Source organism: Paenirhizobium cremeum, from assembly GCF_047553425.1.
Taxonomy (GTDB): Bacteria; Pseudomonadota; Alphaproteobacteria; order Rhizobiales; family Rhizobiaceae; genus Allorhizobium; species Allorhizobium cremeum.
Genome location: NZ_CP180217.1, coordinates 509598 through 521560 on the forward strand (window position 1 = coordinate 509598; position 11963 = coordinate 521560).

General features: G+C 63.3%; 14 protein-coding genes. 5 read left to right on the forward strand and 9 right to left on the reverse strand.

Annotation, left to right across the window (positions count from 1 at the left end):
* Nucleotides 1-12: 12 nt before the first annotated feature.
* Both ACLBKR_RS02380 and ACLBKR_RS02385 read right to left on the reverse strand, forming a co-directional pair.
* Entirely contained in the window at nt 13-699 is a 687-nt protein-coding gene (locus ACLBKR_RS02380) for a L,D-transpeptidase (protein ID WP_112828424.1), read from the reverse strand.
* Between the two features lie 132 nt (nt 700-831).
* Nucleotides 832-1605: a L,D-transpeptidase gene (locus ACLBKR_RS02385; protein WP_113447956.1), complete on the reverse strand. Its 774-nt coding sequence runs from the start codon at nt 1603-1605 to the stop codon at nt 832-834.
* A 203-nt stretch (nt 1606-1808) separates the two neighbouring features.
* Here ACLBKR_RS02385 and ACLBKR_RS02390 point away from each other — a divergent pair, with 203 nt between their 5' ends.
* The gene (locus ACLBKR_RS02390; protein WP_113339762.1) at nt 1809-2441 is read left to right on the forward strand and encodes a DNA-3-methyladenine glycosylase I; all 633 of its coding nucleotides are present in this window, start codon (nt 1809-1811) and stop codon (nt 2439-2441) included.
* 45 nt (nt 2442-2486) lie between these two features.
* Here ACLBKR_RS02390 and ACLBKR_RS02395 read toward each other — a convergent pair whose 3' ends face one another.
* The 3 genes from ACLBKR_RS02395 to ACLBKR_RS02405 all read right to left on the reverse strand — a co-directional run bounded on the left by ACLBKR_RS02395 (nt 2487) and on the right by ACLBKR_RS02405 (nt 5023).
* On the reverse strand, nt 2487-3155 hold the full coding sequence (locus tag ACLBKR_RS02395) for a DNA-3-methyladenine glycosylase I (protein ID WP_113447955.1): 669 nt from the start codon (nt 3153-3155) through the stop codon (nt 2487-2489).
* A gap of 16 nt (nt 3156-3171) precedes the next feature.
* A complete protein-coding gene (locus ACLBKR_RS02400; protein ID WP_112828313.1) occupies nt 3172-3876 on the reverse strand; it encodes an HAD family hydrolase in 705 nt (234 codons plus the stop codon).
* Between the two features lie 139 nt (nt 3877-4015).
* Complete coding sequence (locus ACLBKR_RS02405; RefSeq protein ID WP_414900512.1) at nt 4016-5023, reverse strand: YeiH family protein; 1008 nt, start codon at nt 5021-5023, stop codon at nt 4016-4018.
* A 101-nt stretch (nt 5024-5124) separates the two neighbouring features.
* On the opposite strand from ACLBKR_RS02405, the gene ACLBKR_RS02410 reads away from it, so the two are divergent.
* Nucleotides 5125-6015, forward strand: a complete 891-nt coding sequence (locus tag ACLBKR_RS02410) for a LysR family transcriptional regulator (RefSeq protein WP_113447954.1) — start codon at nt 5125-5127, stop codon at nt 6013-6015.
* A 29-nt stretch (nt 6016-6044) separates the two neighbouring features.
* Here ACLBKR_RS02410 and ACLBKR_RS02415 read toward each other — a convergent pair whose 3' ends face one another.
* The 4 genes from ACLBKR_RS02415 to ACLBKR_RS02430 all read right to left on the reverse strand — a co-directional run bounded on the left by ACLBKR_RS02415 (nt 6045) and on the right by ACLBKR_RS02430 (nt 8200).
* Entirely contained in the window at nt 6045-6431 is a 387-nt protein-coding gene (locus ACLBKR_RS02415) for a DUF305 domain-containing protein (protein ID WP_113447953.1), read from the reverse strand.
* 74 nt (nt 6432-6505) lie between these two features.
* Entirely contained in the window at nt 6506-6895 is a 390-nt protein-coding gene (locus ACLBKR_RS02420; RefSeq protein ID WP_113447952.1) for a hypothetical protein, read from the reverse strand.
* A gap of 82 nt (nt 6896-6977) precedes the next feature.
* On the reverse strand, nt 6978-7730 hold the full coding sequence (locus tag ACLBKR_RS02425; protein WP_113447951.1) for a hypothetical protein: 753 nt from the start codon (nt 7728-7730) through the stop codon (nt 6978-6980).
* 26 nt (nt 7731-7756) lie between these two features.
* Entirely contained in the window at nt 7757-8200 is a 444-nt protein-coding gene (locus tag ACLBKR_RS02430) for an effector binding domain-containing protein (protein ID WP_113447950.1), read from the reverse strand.
* A 179-nt stretch (nt 8201-8379) separates the two neighbouring features.
* On the opposite strand from ACLBKR_RS02430, the gene hisS reads away from it, so the two are divergent.
* The 3 genes from hisS (at nt 8380) to hisG (ending at nt 11963) form a co-directional block, all read left to right on the forward strand.
* Complete coding sequence (hisS, locus tag ACLBKR_RS02435; RefSeq protein ID WP_113485895.1) at nt 8380-9906, forward strand: histidine--tRNA ligase; 1527 nt, start codon at nt 8380-8382, stop codon at nt 9904-9906.
* Between the two features lie 243 nt (nt 9907-10149).
* Nucleotides 10150-11271: an ATP phosphoribosyltransferase regulatory subunit gene (locus tag ACLBKR_RS02440; RefSeq protein ID WP_113447948.1), complete on the forward strand. Its 1122-nt coding sequence runs from the start codon at nt 10150-10152 to the stop codon at nt 11269-11271.
* On the forward strand, nt 11268-11963 hold the full coding sequence (gene hisG / locus ACLBKR_RS02445) for an ATP phosphoribosyltransferase (RefSeq protein WP_113447947.1): 696 nt from the start codon (nt 11268-11270) through the stop codon (nt 11961-11963). The genes ACLBKR_RS02440 and hisG overlap by 4 nt, the downstream gene beginning before the upstream one ends.

The window sequence follows — 11963 nt, forward strand, 5'->3', positions numbered from 1 at the left end:
GCATCGCCGGCTTCAGCCGCCGAGAATCGTGCGCAGAATGTCGATGCCGCGGTCTTCGAAGCTCACATCGCCCTGCCTGTTGCCGGGGCCGACGACGATGACCTTCGTGCCGATGTCGGCGCGGTTGTAAAGGTGCTCGACATCCTTGTTCATCATGCGAATGCAGCCGGACGACATGTTGAGGCCGATGGTCCAGGGCTGGTTGGTGCCGTGGATACGGAAGATCGTGTCGCGACCGCCCTTGAAGAGATACATCGCGCGGGCGCCGAGCGGATTGTCGATGCCGCCTTCCTGGACGACCGGCAGAATATGGCCCTTCTTGGCCTCGCGCGCGCGCATCTCTGCCGGCGGACGCCAGCTCGGCCATTCTTCCTTGCGGCCGATCTTGACCACGCCCGACCAGCCGAAGCCTTCGCGGCCCACGCCCACGCCATAGCGGGTCGCGCGGTTGTTGCCTTCGACGTAGTAGAGGAACTTGTTGTTGGTATCGATGATGATCGTACCGGGCTTCTCGTCGGTCACGAGACGGACGACGCGCCGCTTGAATTTTTCGGCCACCTGTTTCGGCTGAGCTGCCGCCAGCGTCACGTCGCTGGTCGTTGTCGGACGATTGCCGTTGAAGGCCTGCGCCTCGATCGGAGCCAGCGCACTCGTCGCCATGATCGCCGCCGCCGCAAGCACATTCAAGTATTTCTGCATGATGAGATCCCCCAAATCACGGAGACGGGAGCCTATCCGACTCCCGTTCCAATGCAAGCCTTTCAGCATTCTCGCATAAGAAATTAAGGGAAACCAAGGCCGTTGGCCGGGTGATTCATCGTGCGCTGTGACTTACATCACAATAACCTTCGTGCCCACACCGACCCGTTCGTAGAGATCGACGACGTCTTCGTTGCGCATGCGGATGCAGCCGGAGGACACGCCGTTGCCGATCGTCCAGGGCGCGTTGGTGCCGTGGATGCGGTAGAGCGTGGAGCCGAGATACATGGCGCGGGCGCCGAGCGGGTTCTCCGGTCCGCCATCCATGCGGGCGGGCAGGTAGTGACCTTTGGCGGCTTCGCGCGCGATCATTTCCTTGGGCGGCGTCCAGTCCGGCCATTCCTTCTTGGCGGTGATCTTGTGGGTGCCTGCCCATTCGAAGCCGGGCTTGCCGACGCCGACGCCATAGCGCTTGGCCTGGCCGTTGCCAGTGACGAGATAGAGGAAACGGTTGTTGGTATCGATGACGATGGTGCCCGGCTTGTGCGGCGTGTCGTAGGCGACCATCTGCGGCAGGAACACCGGATCGATCTGTGTCTTCGTCGGCTGGTTCGGACGCATGGCAGCCGGCTGCACCATCTGAGGCTGGGCAGCGGGAGACATCGGCATGCGGCGCTGAACGACAGGACGCTGCTGCTGGTAGGCTCTGACCTGCTGGCGCTGCTGCACGGGGCGCGGCGCGTAGACGACCGGGCGGGCGGCGCCGCCGAGCTGCATGACCCACGGGGCCGAAAGGTCGGGGCTGACGATCACCGGCGGACGGGTCTGGTACCGGTCATCGGCCAGGGAGGGCGTTGCGGCAATCAGGCCGGCACAGGCGGCCAGGAATATCGACTTCTTCAACATCGGGCGACTCGCTACATTTTCCGAAAACAGGGCCTGACGGCCTCGTTAAAGCGATCGTGCCAGCGGCTTCGCCACAATTGGTAAATACGCGTTCATTAAAAGGCCGCCTGTGCCGTAAACCTTTCGTCAGGGTTAGCAGCCGGTTTGGAAAAATAGTGAACAAATGGTAAACGTTTGTCCGATTCGATCGGAAAACGGAAAAGATGGAAAAGACGGGACTGATTACGGGCGAAGACGGGCTGACGCGCTGTTTCTGGCATGGCGGCCTTGACGACTACCGGCGCTACCATGACGAGGAATGGGGCAGGCCGGTCACCGACGATTTTCGCCTGTTCGAGAAGATCTGCCTGGAGGGCTTCCAGTCCGGCCTCTCCTGGCTCACCATCCTCAGAAAGCGGGAGAATTTCCGCGCCGGCTTTGCCGGTTTCGATTTCCACAAGGTGGCACTCTTCGATGACCGCGACATCGCTCGGCTGCTTGCCGATGCAGGCATCATCCGCCATCGCGGCAAGATCGTTTCCACCATCAACAATGCCCGCCACGCCGTCGACCTCAAGGCGGAGTTCGGCAGCCTCGCCCGCTATTTCTGGAGCTTCGAACCCGGCGCCGAGGAGCGCCCCGTCAGCATGGACTACGAGACGCTTCGCGCCAATCCGACCTCGCCGACCTCGGTGCGCCTGTCGAAGGATCTGAAAAAACGCGGCTGGACCTTCGTCGGCCCGACCACCGTCTATGCCTTCATGCAGGCCATGGGCATGGTGAATGATCACATCGAAGGCTGCTGCTGCCGGCCCGAGGTGGAGCGTTTGCGGGCGCAGTTCGTTCGTCCTGTTTGAAGCTGTTTAAGGCCGCTCGAAAGCAGGGCGAAAAGCCACCGCCAGTCAGTCGATGCTGATCCCGAGCACGCGGCTGATCTCGGTAAGCGAGCGTCCGGATTCGGCACGCCATGTGTTGAAGGCGGCCTGCACGGCGGCCTTTTCCTTCGCCGAGGAAGGCGCCTTGTCGACGATACCTTCCGCGATCAGGCGGTTTGTCACGCTCTGGGAGAGGATGAAGCTGTCGACGCCGGCAAACCTCAGGAAGTACTGGCCGGTATTGCCGCCGAGTCGCGATCCGCGTTTCTTCAGGACGTCGGCAAGGCCGATATAGTTGTCCGTCGGCCAATCGGCGAAGAAGCGGCCGGCGCTTCCGTGCTCCTTCGCCAGATCGGAAAGGAAAACGGCGTTTTCCTGCACCGAGCGGATCTTCGGCCCATGCCGCACGATCCGGCTGTCTGAGACCAGCCTCTCGAAATCCTCGTCATGCAGCATGGCGCAGCGCGCGATGTCGAAGCCGTCGAAGGCGGCCTCGAAACCGGGCCACATGGCCTCCACGACCTTCCAGTTGAAGCCCGACTGGAAGATGCATTTGGTCATCAGCGACAGGAAGCGGTCGTCGGGCGTTGCAGCGATCTCGTCGCGCGTCTTCGGATATTGCAGGGTGGCCTTCACCGCCGCATCTCCTCCCTTGCGCCCGGCCGCAATCGTCCAGATCTCGTCGAAGCTGTGCATTCCTGTCTCCGCTTTATCAACCGATGTCCGTGATGAGTTTCGGCAGTTCGCCGAGATGGGCGATTTCCCGGAAGCGCGGCGCCTGCTCCGGTTTGTCCACCTGTTCGAGCACCCATGTCAGTTCGTGGGGGACGAAAACGCCCCATGCGCCGGCGGCAATGGCCGGCACCACGTCCGACTTCAGCGAATTGCCGATCATCATCGCCCGTTCCGGCCCATCCGTGGTCTTGCCGAAAATGCGGCGGTAGGTGGTCGCCGTCTTGTCGGAGACGATCTCGACCGCGTCGAAATAATCGCCGAGGCCGGACTGGGCAAGCTTGCGCTCCTGATCGAAAAGATCGCCCTTCGTAATCAGCACGAGATAGTATTCGCCCGCCAGCGCTTCCAGCACGTCGCGGGCATGCGGCATGGTCTCCACCGGATGGCTGAGCAGGTTGCGCCCGATGGAAAGGATCTCGCTGATGACCTTTCCGGGCGCCCGTCCCTCGGTGATTTCGAGCGCCGTCTCGATCATCGACAGCGTGAAACCCTTGATGCCGAAACCGTATTGGGCAAGGTTGCGCCTTTCTGCCTCCAGTAGCCGCTCGGAGACCTGCTCGCCTTCGGCGAAATCGGCGAGCAAGTCCCGGAAATGCTCTTCCGTCAGTCGGTAATATTGTTCGTTCTGCCAGAGCGTGTCGTCGGCATCGAAGCCAATGACGGCGAGGGAGCGCGTGTTCATTCGGATGTCTCTTCCTGCAATTGGCGGCCAGAATAGAGCAATTCCAGCAAAAGTGGGAACCGGTTTTGCGTCCGGAATTGCGCGTAGACAATGCTCCTGTGCCGTCTTCGGTTTCGGGCCACGCCGCGGCGAGGCGCAATCACATGATGCCGAGCGCCGCGATCATCGTCAGGCTGATCCCGCAAAGCGCCAGCAGCGAGGCGAAGGCCGCCAGCACCACCCGGCCGCCGGATTTCCGGAGGCTCCGCACATCGACCGAAAGTCCGAGCCCTGCCATGGCGACCGTCGTGCAGAGGGTTGAGAGATCGGAAAGACGGGGAAGAAGCCGGTCCGGAAGGGCTCCCGCAGACCTCAGCATCACCATGACGGCGAAGCCGACGATGAACCATGGCAGCATGTGGCGGAGCGATATGCGCTGCCCGGACGCGCCACGCACCAGCCCGACGACGAAGAGAAGCGGCCCGAGCATCAGCACCCGGATAAGCTTGACCAGCGTTCCCGTCTGCAGGCTGACGGCGCCGATCGGGGCGGTGGCTGCCAGCACCTGCGGCACGGCATAGACGGTCAGGCCGGCGAAAACGCCATACTGCACGGCGCTGAGCTTGAGCGCGATGGAAAGGAGCGGCATGAGCAACACGGCGACGACGCCGAGCACCGCGGTAAAGGCAATGGACGCGGCGACATCCTCCGGCTCGGCGCCCACCACCGGAGCGGAAGCCGCGATTGCCGAATTGCCGCAGATCGAATTGCCGAAGGCGACGAGAAAGGCGAGTTTTGGCGAAAGGCCGAAGAGCCGTCCGATGGTGAAGCTGACGGCGATCGACAAAAGCACGACCGATGCAATGGCGGCGACCAGCATTGGCCCGGCTGCGCCTATCGCCCCGATGCTGATGGAGGCGCCGAGCAGCACGATTGCGCATTCCAGAATGAAATGGGCGGAAAACGTAATGCCGGTATCGAAGGAGGCTGGCAGCCTGATGCCGGATCGCAGCGCGATACCCAGTAGGATGGCGAAAACGAGGCTTTCAAGCGGACGCGCGCCGATGAGCGCGATTTCCATGCGCTCCAGCGCAAGGCCGGATGCGGCAACGGCAAGACAGAGGGAGAGACCCGGAAGGATGGCGGATGGAGTTGGAAACCGTTTCATTGCGGACACCTGTGGTTGACAGGTGAAGTATCGGCCGCGGAAACGTCGACTTCCATCGCATAATATGGCATGGTTCATTCGATAAAAACGAACGTAATGCAATGACCTTCGAACAGCTTTCCATCTTTGTCGCCGTTGCCGAACGCGAACACCTGACACGCGCTGCCGAAGCCATCGGTCTCACGCCGTCCGCTGTCAGCGCCGCCGTCCGCAATCTGGAGGCCTATTATCGCGTGGCCCTCTTCAACCGGGTCGGGCGGCGCATCGAACTGACCATGGAAGGCCGCCTGTTTCTCGACGAGGCGCGCGCCACGCTCGCCCGCGCCCGCTCCGCCGAGCTGATGCTTTCGGAACTCGGAGGCCTGTCGCGCGGCCGGCTCGCGGTTCAGGCCAGCCAGACGGTGGCGAGCTATTGGCTGCCGCCCCTGCTGATGCGGTTTCATGCGGAATATCCGGGCATCGAGCTGGAATTCACCATCGGCAACACCCGTTCGGTGGCCCAGGCGGTAAATGCCGGCACGGCTGATATCGGCTTCGTCGAGGGATCGGTCGATGATCCCGCGCTGTCCGTGACCCGGGTTGCGGACGATGCGCTGCTGGTCGTGACGGCGCCGGGTCATTCCTTCGCGGATGGGCGGCCGCTTGCCGCGCTTCAACTGGTCGAAGAAACAGGCTGGGTCCGGCGCGAACCGGGATCGGGCACGCGCTCGGTCTTCGAGAACACCCTGCGCGGCCTCGGCGTCGATCCGGAGCGGCTGCGCAGCGTTCTGGTCCTGCCGTCCAACGAAGCCGTGCTGTCAGCCGTCGCGGCGGGGCCCTGCGCGGGCGTCGTCTCCGGCGTTGCGGCGGCCGGCCGGCTGGCGCGCGGCGAACTCGTGGCCGCGAATTTCTCGCTGCCGGTCAGGCAGTTTTCCATCCTGCGGCACAAGGAACGCCGCCCCAGCCGGGCGGCGTCCATGCTGGAAAGGATGAGCCTCGAGCAGGCGCGCTAGTCCGGGCCCCCTTTGTCACTGCACGAGCGTCAATTGCCGTGCTTCGCCAGCCATTCCTTCATCATGGCGATCTCGGCTTCCTGAGCCTTGATGATCTCCTCGGCGAGCTTGCGGATTTCCGGGTCCTTGCCGTATTGCAGCTCGATCTTCGCCATGTCGATTGCGCCCTGGTGATGCGGGATCATGCCGCGAACGAAATCGACATCGGTGTCGCCGGTGTATTCGATCGCCATGTCGGTATGCATCTTTGCATTCGCCTCCGCAAAGGCCTTGCTGGAAGGCGACTGGTCGCCCGCCGGCTGGTTCGTCATCATGCCGCCGCTCATGTTCATGTGGTCATGGGACATGGTGTCCTGGGCGTAAGAGGCGCTTGCGAGAAGAACGGCGGATGCCGTGAGGAATGCCTTGAAAAGCATAGGGGTTTTCCTTGTCGTTCGGACGGAATTCTGTTTCGGCCTTTGGCCGCTTTCGGTTCGAGAAAGAAACGGATTCAGCCGCGGGGAGGGGGCGTGAGCGGCATCGATGGCTCCGAACGGAAAGCCTTGACAAGGGAAGGAGCTTCGGCGGAACGCGCCGGCGAACCGGCGTCGGCCATGAAGAGGTTGGCGGGCAGCGTCAGGCAGGCGGAACAGTGGGAAGAACGGTCGGTCTTGCCCGGATGCGGACAATCGGCGTCAGCGCTTGCCGCCTCGGCATGGGTGGCCTTGCCTGCGCCGTGCTTCATGTCTCCATGCAGGACATGGGCGGGCTCGTCTGCCTGTATGGCCGTTGCCGCAGCCTCCTGAATCGGCGCAGCAACGGGCATCGCCATGCCGGTGAAGGGCATGGCGCCATAAGCCAGCGCGGCAAGCAGCAGAAAGGCGCGAAGCAGCAACGTCATGGAAACGAAGTTAGGGGCGATTTCGTCGAAAGCAAGGCCGTTGTCGGGAGCGGTCAGCCTTCGGTCGAAAGAACATCCATCCTCAGGCGATGACCTTGTGCACGATGCGGTAATTCCCGCTTTCCTCGCCCTCGGGCACCACCGGCCATTCCCATTCCGCGCGGTGCGCGGGCACGTCGACGCCATGCAGCAGGTCGAAGGTCTCGTGCTGTTTACTGGCCCGGTCGATCACCGCATAGGAAATGTCGGTGACGAGAAGGCTCTTGCAGGTCAGGCCGGCGAGACCGTCGAGATGGGCCCGGATCAGCCGGGGCAGCGTGTCCTCCGGCATTGATCCCGGCCGCTCCAGTTCCAGCCGCTTCGTCGCGCCGGTGCCGATCTGCGACAGGAGATTGGCCGAGACGACGAAATCGAGGAACGGCACCTGCCTGAGAAAGGCGAGTGGTTCGGGTTCCTGTCCCGCCTTGAGCGTGTCGTAGCCGGAAAGATCGCGCTCGATTAGCCGCACATTCTTCAGGCCCTTGAGCGTCAGCCACCCGCGAACGCTCGCAAGATGCACGAGATCGACCAGCACCACGGTATCGAATGCGCGCGAAAGTTCGATGATCGGCACGTCGCGCAGCAGGCCGGAGCCGAGCACGACGGCGGTGCGCCGCTGGTTGAGCGAACCGATGGCCTCGATGATGGCCGCCTTGCTGTTTTCCTCATGCTCCCGCCAGGCCGAGGCACAGCGTCCCGCCCGCGACCACAGATTGACCGAATAGCGGATCGCCTTGCGATGGGCCGGCGTGGTCAGCAGCCAAGTGGCGCCATAGTTCAGGGCTTCGAAGATCATCGCCGGGTGGTCTCCATGGCCTCGCCTCAGCCGAGCAGAAGCGGCTGCTGTTCCAGCGCGACATGGAGTTCGTGGCGGGTATCGGTGAGGCCGGGCGTGTAGCCGAAGTCGATCTTCAGATCGCCCGTCTTCAGCCCGGCTGCCGCCGCATGGCCGTAGAGGCGCCGGAAACCCGAGGCGATGTCCGATAGCGGTCCTTCATGGTTGAGGCGCAGATAGCGCCCTGCGGGCAGAACGAGCTTCGTCATGCCGTCGGGTATCTCGGTCGATCCTGCCGCAAGAAATCCCACCAATTCCCGGAAACGGCCCGCCGCCGGTTCGCTCGATACCTCGAGAAACGACGTCGCGCCGGTATCGGCAGCGAATAGCCTTTGCCATAGCTCGGGCATGAGAACGGCCAGGTCCTGCCAGTCCGCCTCGATCTCGTAGCCGATGCAGACGAGTTCCGGCAATTCCACGATTTCGATCATCGGCTCTCCTTGCATCCTTCGGCATGCTTCATTCGCTGCCGAACTAGCCGCAGAAGGGCAAAGAACGCAAGCGCGACAAGCAGGAAGACCGTAGGCAGGCGATCAATATACTTGCCGCCCAAACCTTGATCCTCTAAGACACCGGCAACCTGAAAACACAAGAAATCCCGGTTCCCACCATGAGCGACAAGTCCAAGAAACCGCAGAAACTCAAAGCCCGCCTGCCGCGCGGTTTTGTGGATCGCGAGGCCGCCGATATCCGCGCCGTCAACGAGATGACCGCGAAGATCCGCGAAGTCTATGAACGCTATGGTTTCGATCCGGTGGAAACCCCGCTTTTCGAATATACCGACGCGCTCGGCAAGTTCCTGCCGGATGCCGACCGGCCGAACGAAGGCGTCTTCTCGCTGCAGGACGACGACGAACAGTGGATGTCGCTGCGCTACGACCTGACCGCGCCTTTGGCCCGCCATGTCGCGGAAAATTTCAACGAGATCCAGCTTCCCTACCGGACCTACCGCGCCGGCTACGTGTTCCGCAACGAAAAGCCCGGCCCGGGCCGCTTCCGCCAGTTCATGCAGTTCGACGCCGACTCGGTCGGTGCGCCGGGCGTTCAGGCCGATGCCGAAATGTGCATGATGATGGCCGATACGCTCGAGGCCCTCGGCATCAAGCGTGGCGACTACGTAATCCGCGTCAACAACCGCAAGGTTCTCGACGGTGTTATGGAAGCGATCGGCGTCGGCGGTGACGAAAACGCCGCCCGCCGCCTGTCGGTTCTGCGCGCTATAGACAAGCTGGACAAGTTCGGCACCGAAGGTGTGAAGCTCCTGCTCGGCGAAGGCCGCAAGGATGAATCCGGCGACTTCACCAAGGGCGCGGGGCTCAATGCCGAGCAGATCCGCAAGGTGCTGTTCTTCGTCGGCATCACCGATTACGCCGAGAGCGCCGTGCATCTGGCCGAACTCGTCGCGGGCACCGAAGAGGGCACCGAGGGCGTCGACGAACTCAACACCATCCGCAGCCTCGTTCTGGGCGCGGGCTATGGTCCGGATCGCATCAAGATCGACCCCTCCGTCGTCCGCGGCCTCGAATACTACACTGGCCCCGTTTACGAAGCCGAGCTCACCTTCGACGTCACCAATGAAAAGGGCGAAAAGGTCGTGTTCGGCTCGGTCGGCGGCGGCGGGCGTTATGATGGCCTAGTCTCGCGTTTCATGGGCCAGCCGGTGCCGGCTACCGGCTTTTCGATCGGCGTCTCGCGCCTGATGACGGCTTTGAAGAACCTCGGCAAGCTCGGTCAGGACGATGTGATCGCGCCGGTTCTGGTCACCGTCATGGACGGCGACGTCGAAAGCATGGGCCGCTACCAGAAGTTCACCCAGCAACTGCGCGCCGCCGGCATCCGCGCCGAGATGTATCAGGGCAACTGGAAGAAGTTCGGCAACCAGCTGAAATACGCCGACCGCCGCGGCTGCCCCATCGCCATCATCCAGGGCGGCGACGAGCGCGCCGAGGGCGTCGTGCAGATCAAGGACCTGATCGAGGGCAAGCGCCTCTCGGGCGAGATCGCCGACAACGCCGAATGGCGCGAGGCCCGCGTCGCCCAGGTCGTGGTACCGGAAGGCGAACTGGTCGCGAAGGTACTCGAAATCCTCGCAGCCCAGGCGGAAGACCGTCGTCGGGCAAAGCAGGCCGATGTCTGAGTTTGTGGACTTTCCCCTCCCCAACCCTCCCCACAAGGGGGAGGGGGCAGGTCGGTGTTTGCCGTCCCCGATGCGTACCGTTTTGTCAGTCTGCAGTTCTCTGCATCAAAAAACGGGGCAAGCTTTATCGGGCGCTCGCATTGCCATTGGCATGAGCGCGCGCGGCGAATCCTCTCCCCCCTTGTGGGGGAGATGGCCGGCAGGCCAGAGGGGGTATGCCGTCTCCGCGGAAAGAGCTTATCCATGCCCCTGATCAACATGCCGGATTTCGCCGGCACCATTCTTGAGGAATTTTCGGCGCGCTCCACCGTCCGGGTCGATACGCCCGTGATCCAGCCGGCCGAGCCTTTCCTTGACATGGCGGGCGAAGATCTGCGCCGCCGCATCTTCATGACGGAGAACGAGCGCGGCGAGAGCCTGTGCCTGCGCCCCGAATTCACCATTCCGGTCTGCCTGCGCCACATCGAGACCGCGACCGGTACGCCGAAGCGTTATGCCTATCTCGGCGAGGTCTTCCGCCAGCGCCGCGACGGAGCCAACGAATTTTATCAGGCCGGCATCGAGGATCTCGGCGATACCGGTGTCGCGGCGGCCGACGCCCGCGCCATCGGCGATGCCTACGCCATTCTCGCGCGCCTGCTGCCCGGCCGGACGCTTGCCGTGACGCTGGGAGACCAGGCTGTATTCGAAGCCGTGGTCAAGGCGCTCGGCCTCCCGGCGGGCTGGCAGAAGCGCCTCATTCAGGCTTTCGGCAATGCCGATCAGATCGAGCAGTTGTTGAAGCGGCTCGGCAGTCCCAACCCCGTCGAAGGCCTGAACCCGATGGTGGCGGACCTGCTCGCTTCCGGTGACGATGCGGCACTGGTCGCCCATATCGATGAGACCATGCAGGCGACCGGCTATTCCACCAATGCCAGCCGCTCGCCGGTGGAAATCGCAAGGCGGCTCAAGGAAAAGCAGGAACTGGCGCAAACGCGGCTCGATGGCGCGGCTCTCATTCTGCTGCGGGAGTTCCTGTCCCTGGAACTGCCGCTGCCGGATGCGACTTCGGCACTCGCGGGCTTTGCCGATGCGGCCGGCCTGAAGCTCGGCGCCGCCGTCTCCCGCTTCGACGAGCGGGTTGCGGCCCTTGCCAATGCCGGGCTCGATCTTGCCCGCATCACCTATCGCGCGGCCTTCGGTCGTCCTCTCGATTATTACACCGGCCTCGTTTTCGAAGTCGCGGTGAAGGACAATCCGGCTGTGCTTGCCGGCGGTGGCCGCTTCGACCGCCTCCTGACCCTGCTCGGTGCCGAAAGCCGCATTCCGGCGGTCGGCTTTTCGCTCTGGCTCGACCGGATCGAGGCGGAAGGAAAACGTTCATGACGATTACCATCGGATTGCCCTCCAAGGGCCGGATGAAGGAGGATGCCTCCGCCGTCCTCGAACGCGCCGGGCTGAAGATCGTCGCCGTCGGCAACGATCGCTCCTATCGCGGGCGGATCGAAGGTATCGACGACATCGAGATCGCCTTCCTGTCTGCCTCCGAGATTGCCCGTGAGATCGGCGCGGGAACCGTCGATTTTGGCGTTACCGGCGAGGATCTGATCCGGGAAGGGCTGGCGGAGGCCGACAAGCGCGTCGAAATCTCCGCCCGTCTCGGCTTCGGCCACGCCGACGTCGTCGTCGCCGTGCCGGAAATCTGGCTGGATGTCGACACCATGGCCGACCTCGGCGATGTCGCCGCCGATTTCCGCAGCCGTCATGGCCGGCGTCTGGCGATCGCCACGAAATACTGGCGCCTCACCCAGCAGTTCTTCTCCGGAAGCCACGGCATCCAGCTCTACCGCATCGTCGAAAGCCTTGGCGCCACGGAAGGCGCCCCGGCTGCCGGGCAGGCGGATATCATCGTCGACATCACCTCGACCGGATCGACGCTGCGCGCCAACCACCTGAAGATCCTTTCAGACGGCGTGATCCTGCGTTCGGAGGCCTGCCTCGTGCGTGCGCGCAAGCCGGAACACGAGGGCAATGCCCGGGTGGCCGAGATCGTCGCGGCCGTCCAGGCCGCCCTGTGA

What these genes read in the sequence shown, in the direction of transcription:
- ACLBKR_RS02410 (WP_113447954.1), top strand. Translation starts at nt 5,125, where the DNA reads ATGACCTTCGAACAGCTTTCCATCTTTGTCGCCGTTGCCGAACGCGAA.
- ACLBKR_RS02430 (WP_113447950.1), bottom strand. Translation starts at nt 8,200, where the DNA reads ATGATCGAAATCGTGGAATTGCCGGAACTCGTCTGCATCGGCTACGAG.
- ACLBKR_RS02420 (WP_113447952.1), bottom strand. Translation starts at nt 6,895, where the DNA reads ATGACGTTGCTGCTTCGCGCCTTTCTGCTGCTTGCCGCGCTGGCTTAT.
- ACLBKR_RS02385 (WP_113447956.1), bottom strand. Translation starts at nt 1,605, where the DNA reads ATGTTGAAGAAGTCGATATTCCTGGCCGCCTGTGCCGGCCTGATTGCC.
- ACLBKR_RS02395 (WP_113447955.1), bottom strand. Translation starts at nt 3,155, where the DNA reads ATGCACAGCTTCGACGAGATCTGGACGATTGCGGCCGGGCGCAAGGGA.
- ACLBKR_RS02425 (WP_113447951.1), bottom strand. Translation starts at nt 7,730, where the DNA reads ATGATCTTCGAAGCCCTGAACTATGGCGCCACTTGGCTGCTGACCACG.
- ACLBKR_RS02400 (WP_112828313.1), bottom strand. Translation starts at nt 3,876, where the DNA reads ATGAACACGCGCTCCCTCGCCGTCATTGGCTTCGATGCCGACGACACG.
- ACLBKR_RS02405 (WP_414900512.1), bottom strand. Translation starts at nt 5,023, where the DNA reads ATGAAACGGTTTCCAACTCCATCCGCCATCCTTCCGGGTCTCTCCCTC.
- hisS (WP_113485895.1), top strand. Translation starts at nt 8,380, where the DNA reads ATGAGCGACAAGTCCAAGAAACCGCAGAAACTCAAAGCCCGCCTGCCG.
- ACLBKR_RS02390 (WP_113339762.1), top strand. Translation starts at nt 1,809, where the DNA reads ATGGAAAAGACGGGACTGATTACGGGCGAAGACGGGCTGACGCGCTGT.
- ACLBKR_RS02415 (WP_113447953.1), bottom strand. Translation starts at nt 6,431, where the DNA reads ATGCTTTTCAAGGCATTCCTCACGGCATCCGCCGTTCTTCTCGCAAGC.
- ACLBKR_RS02380 (WP_112828424.1), bottom strand. Translation starts at nt 699, where the DNA reads ATGCAGAAATACTTGAATGTGCTTGCGGCGGCGGCGATCATGGCGACG.
- hisG (WP_113447947.1), top strand. Translation starts at nt 11,268, where the DNA reads ATGACGATTACCATCGGATTGCCCTCCAAGGGCCGGATGAAGGAGGAT.
- ACLBKR_RS02440 (WP_113447948.1), top strand. Translation starts at nt 10,150, where the DNA reads ATGCCCCTGATCAACATGCCGGATTTCGCCGGCACCATTCTTGAGGAA.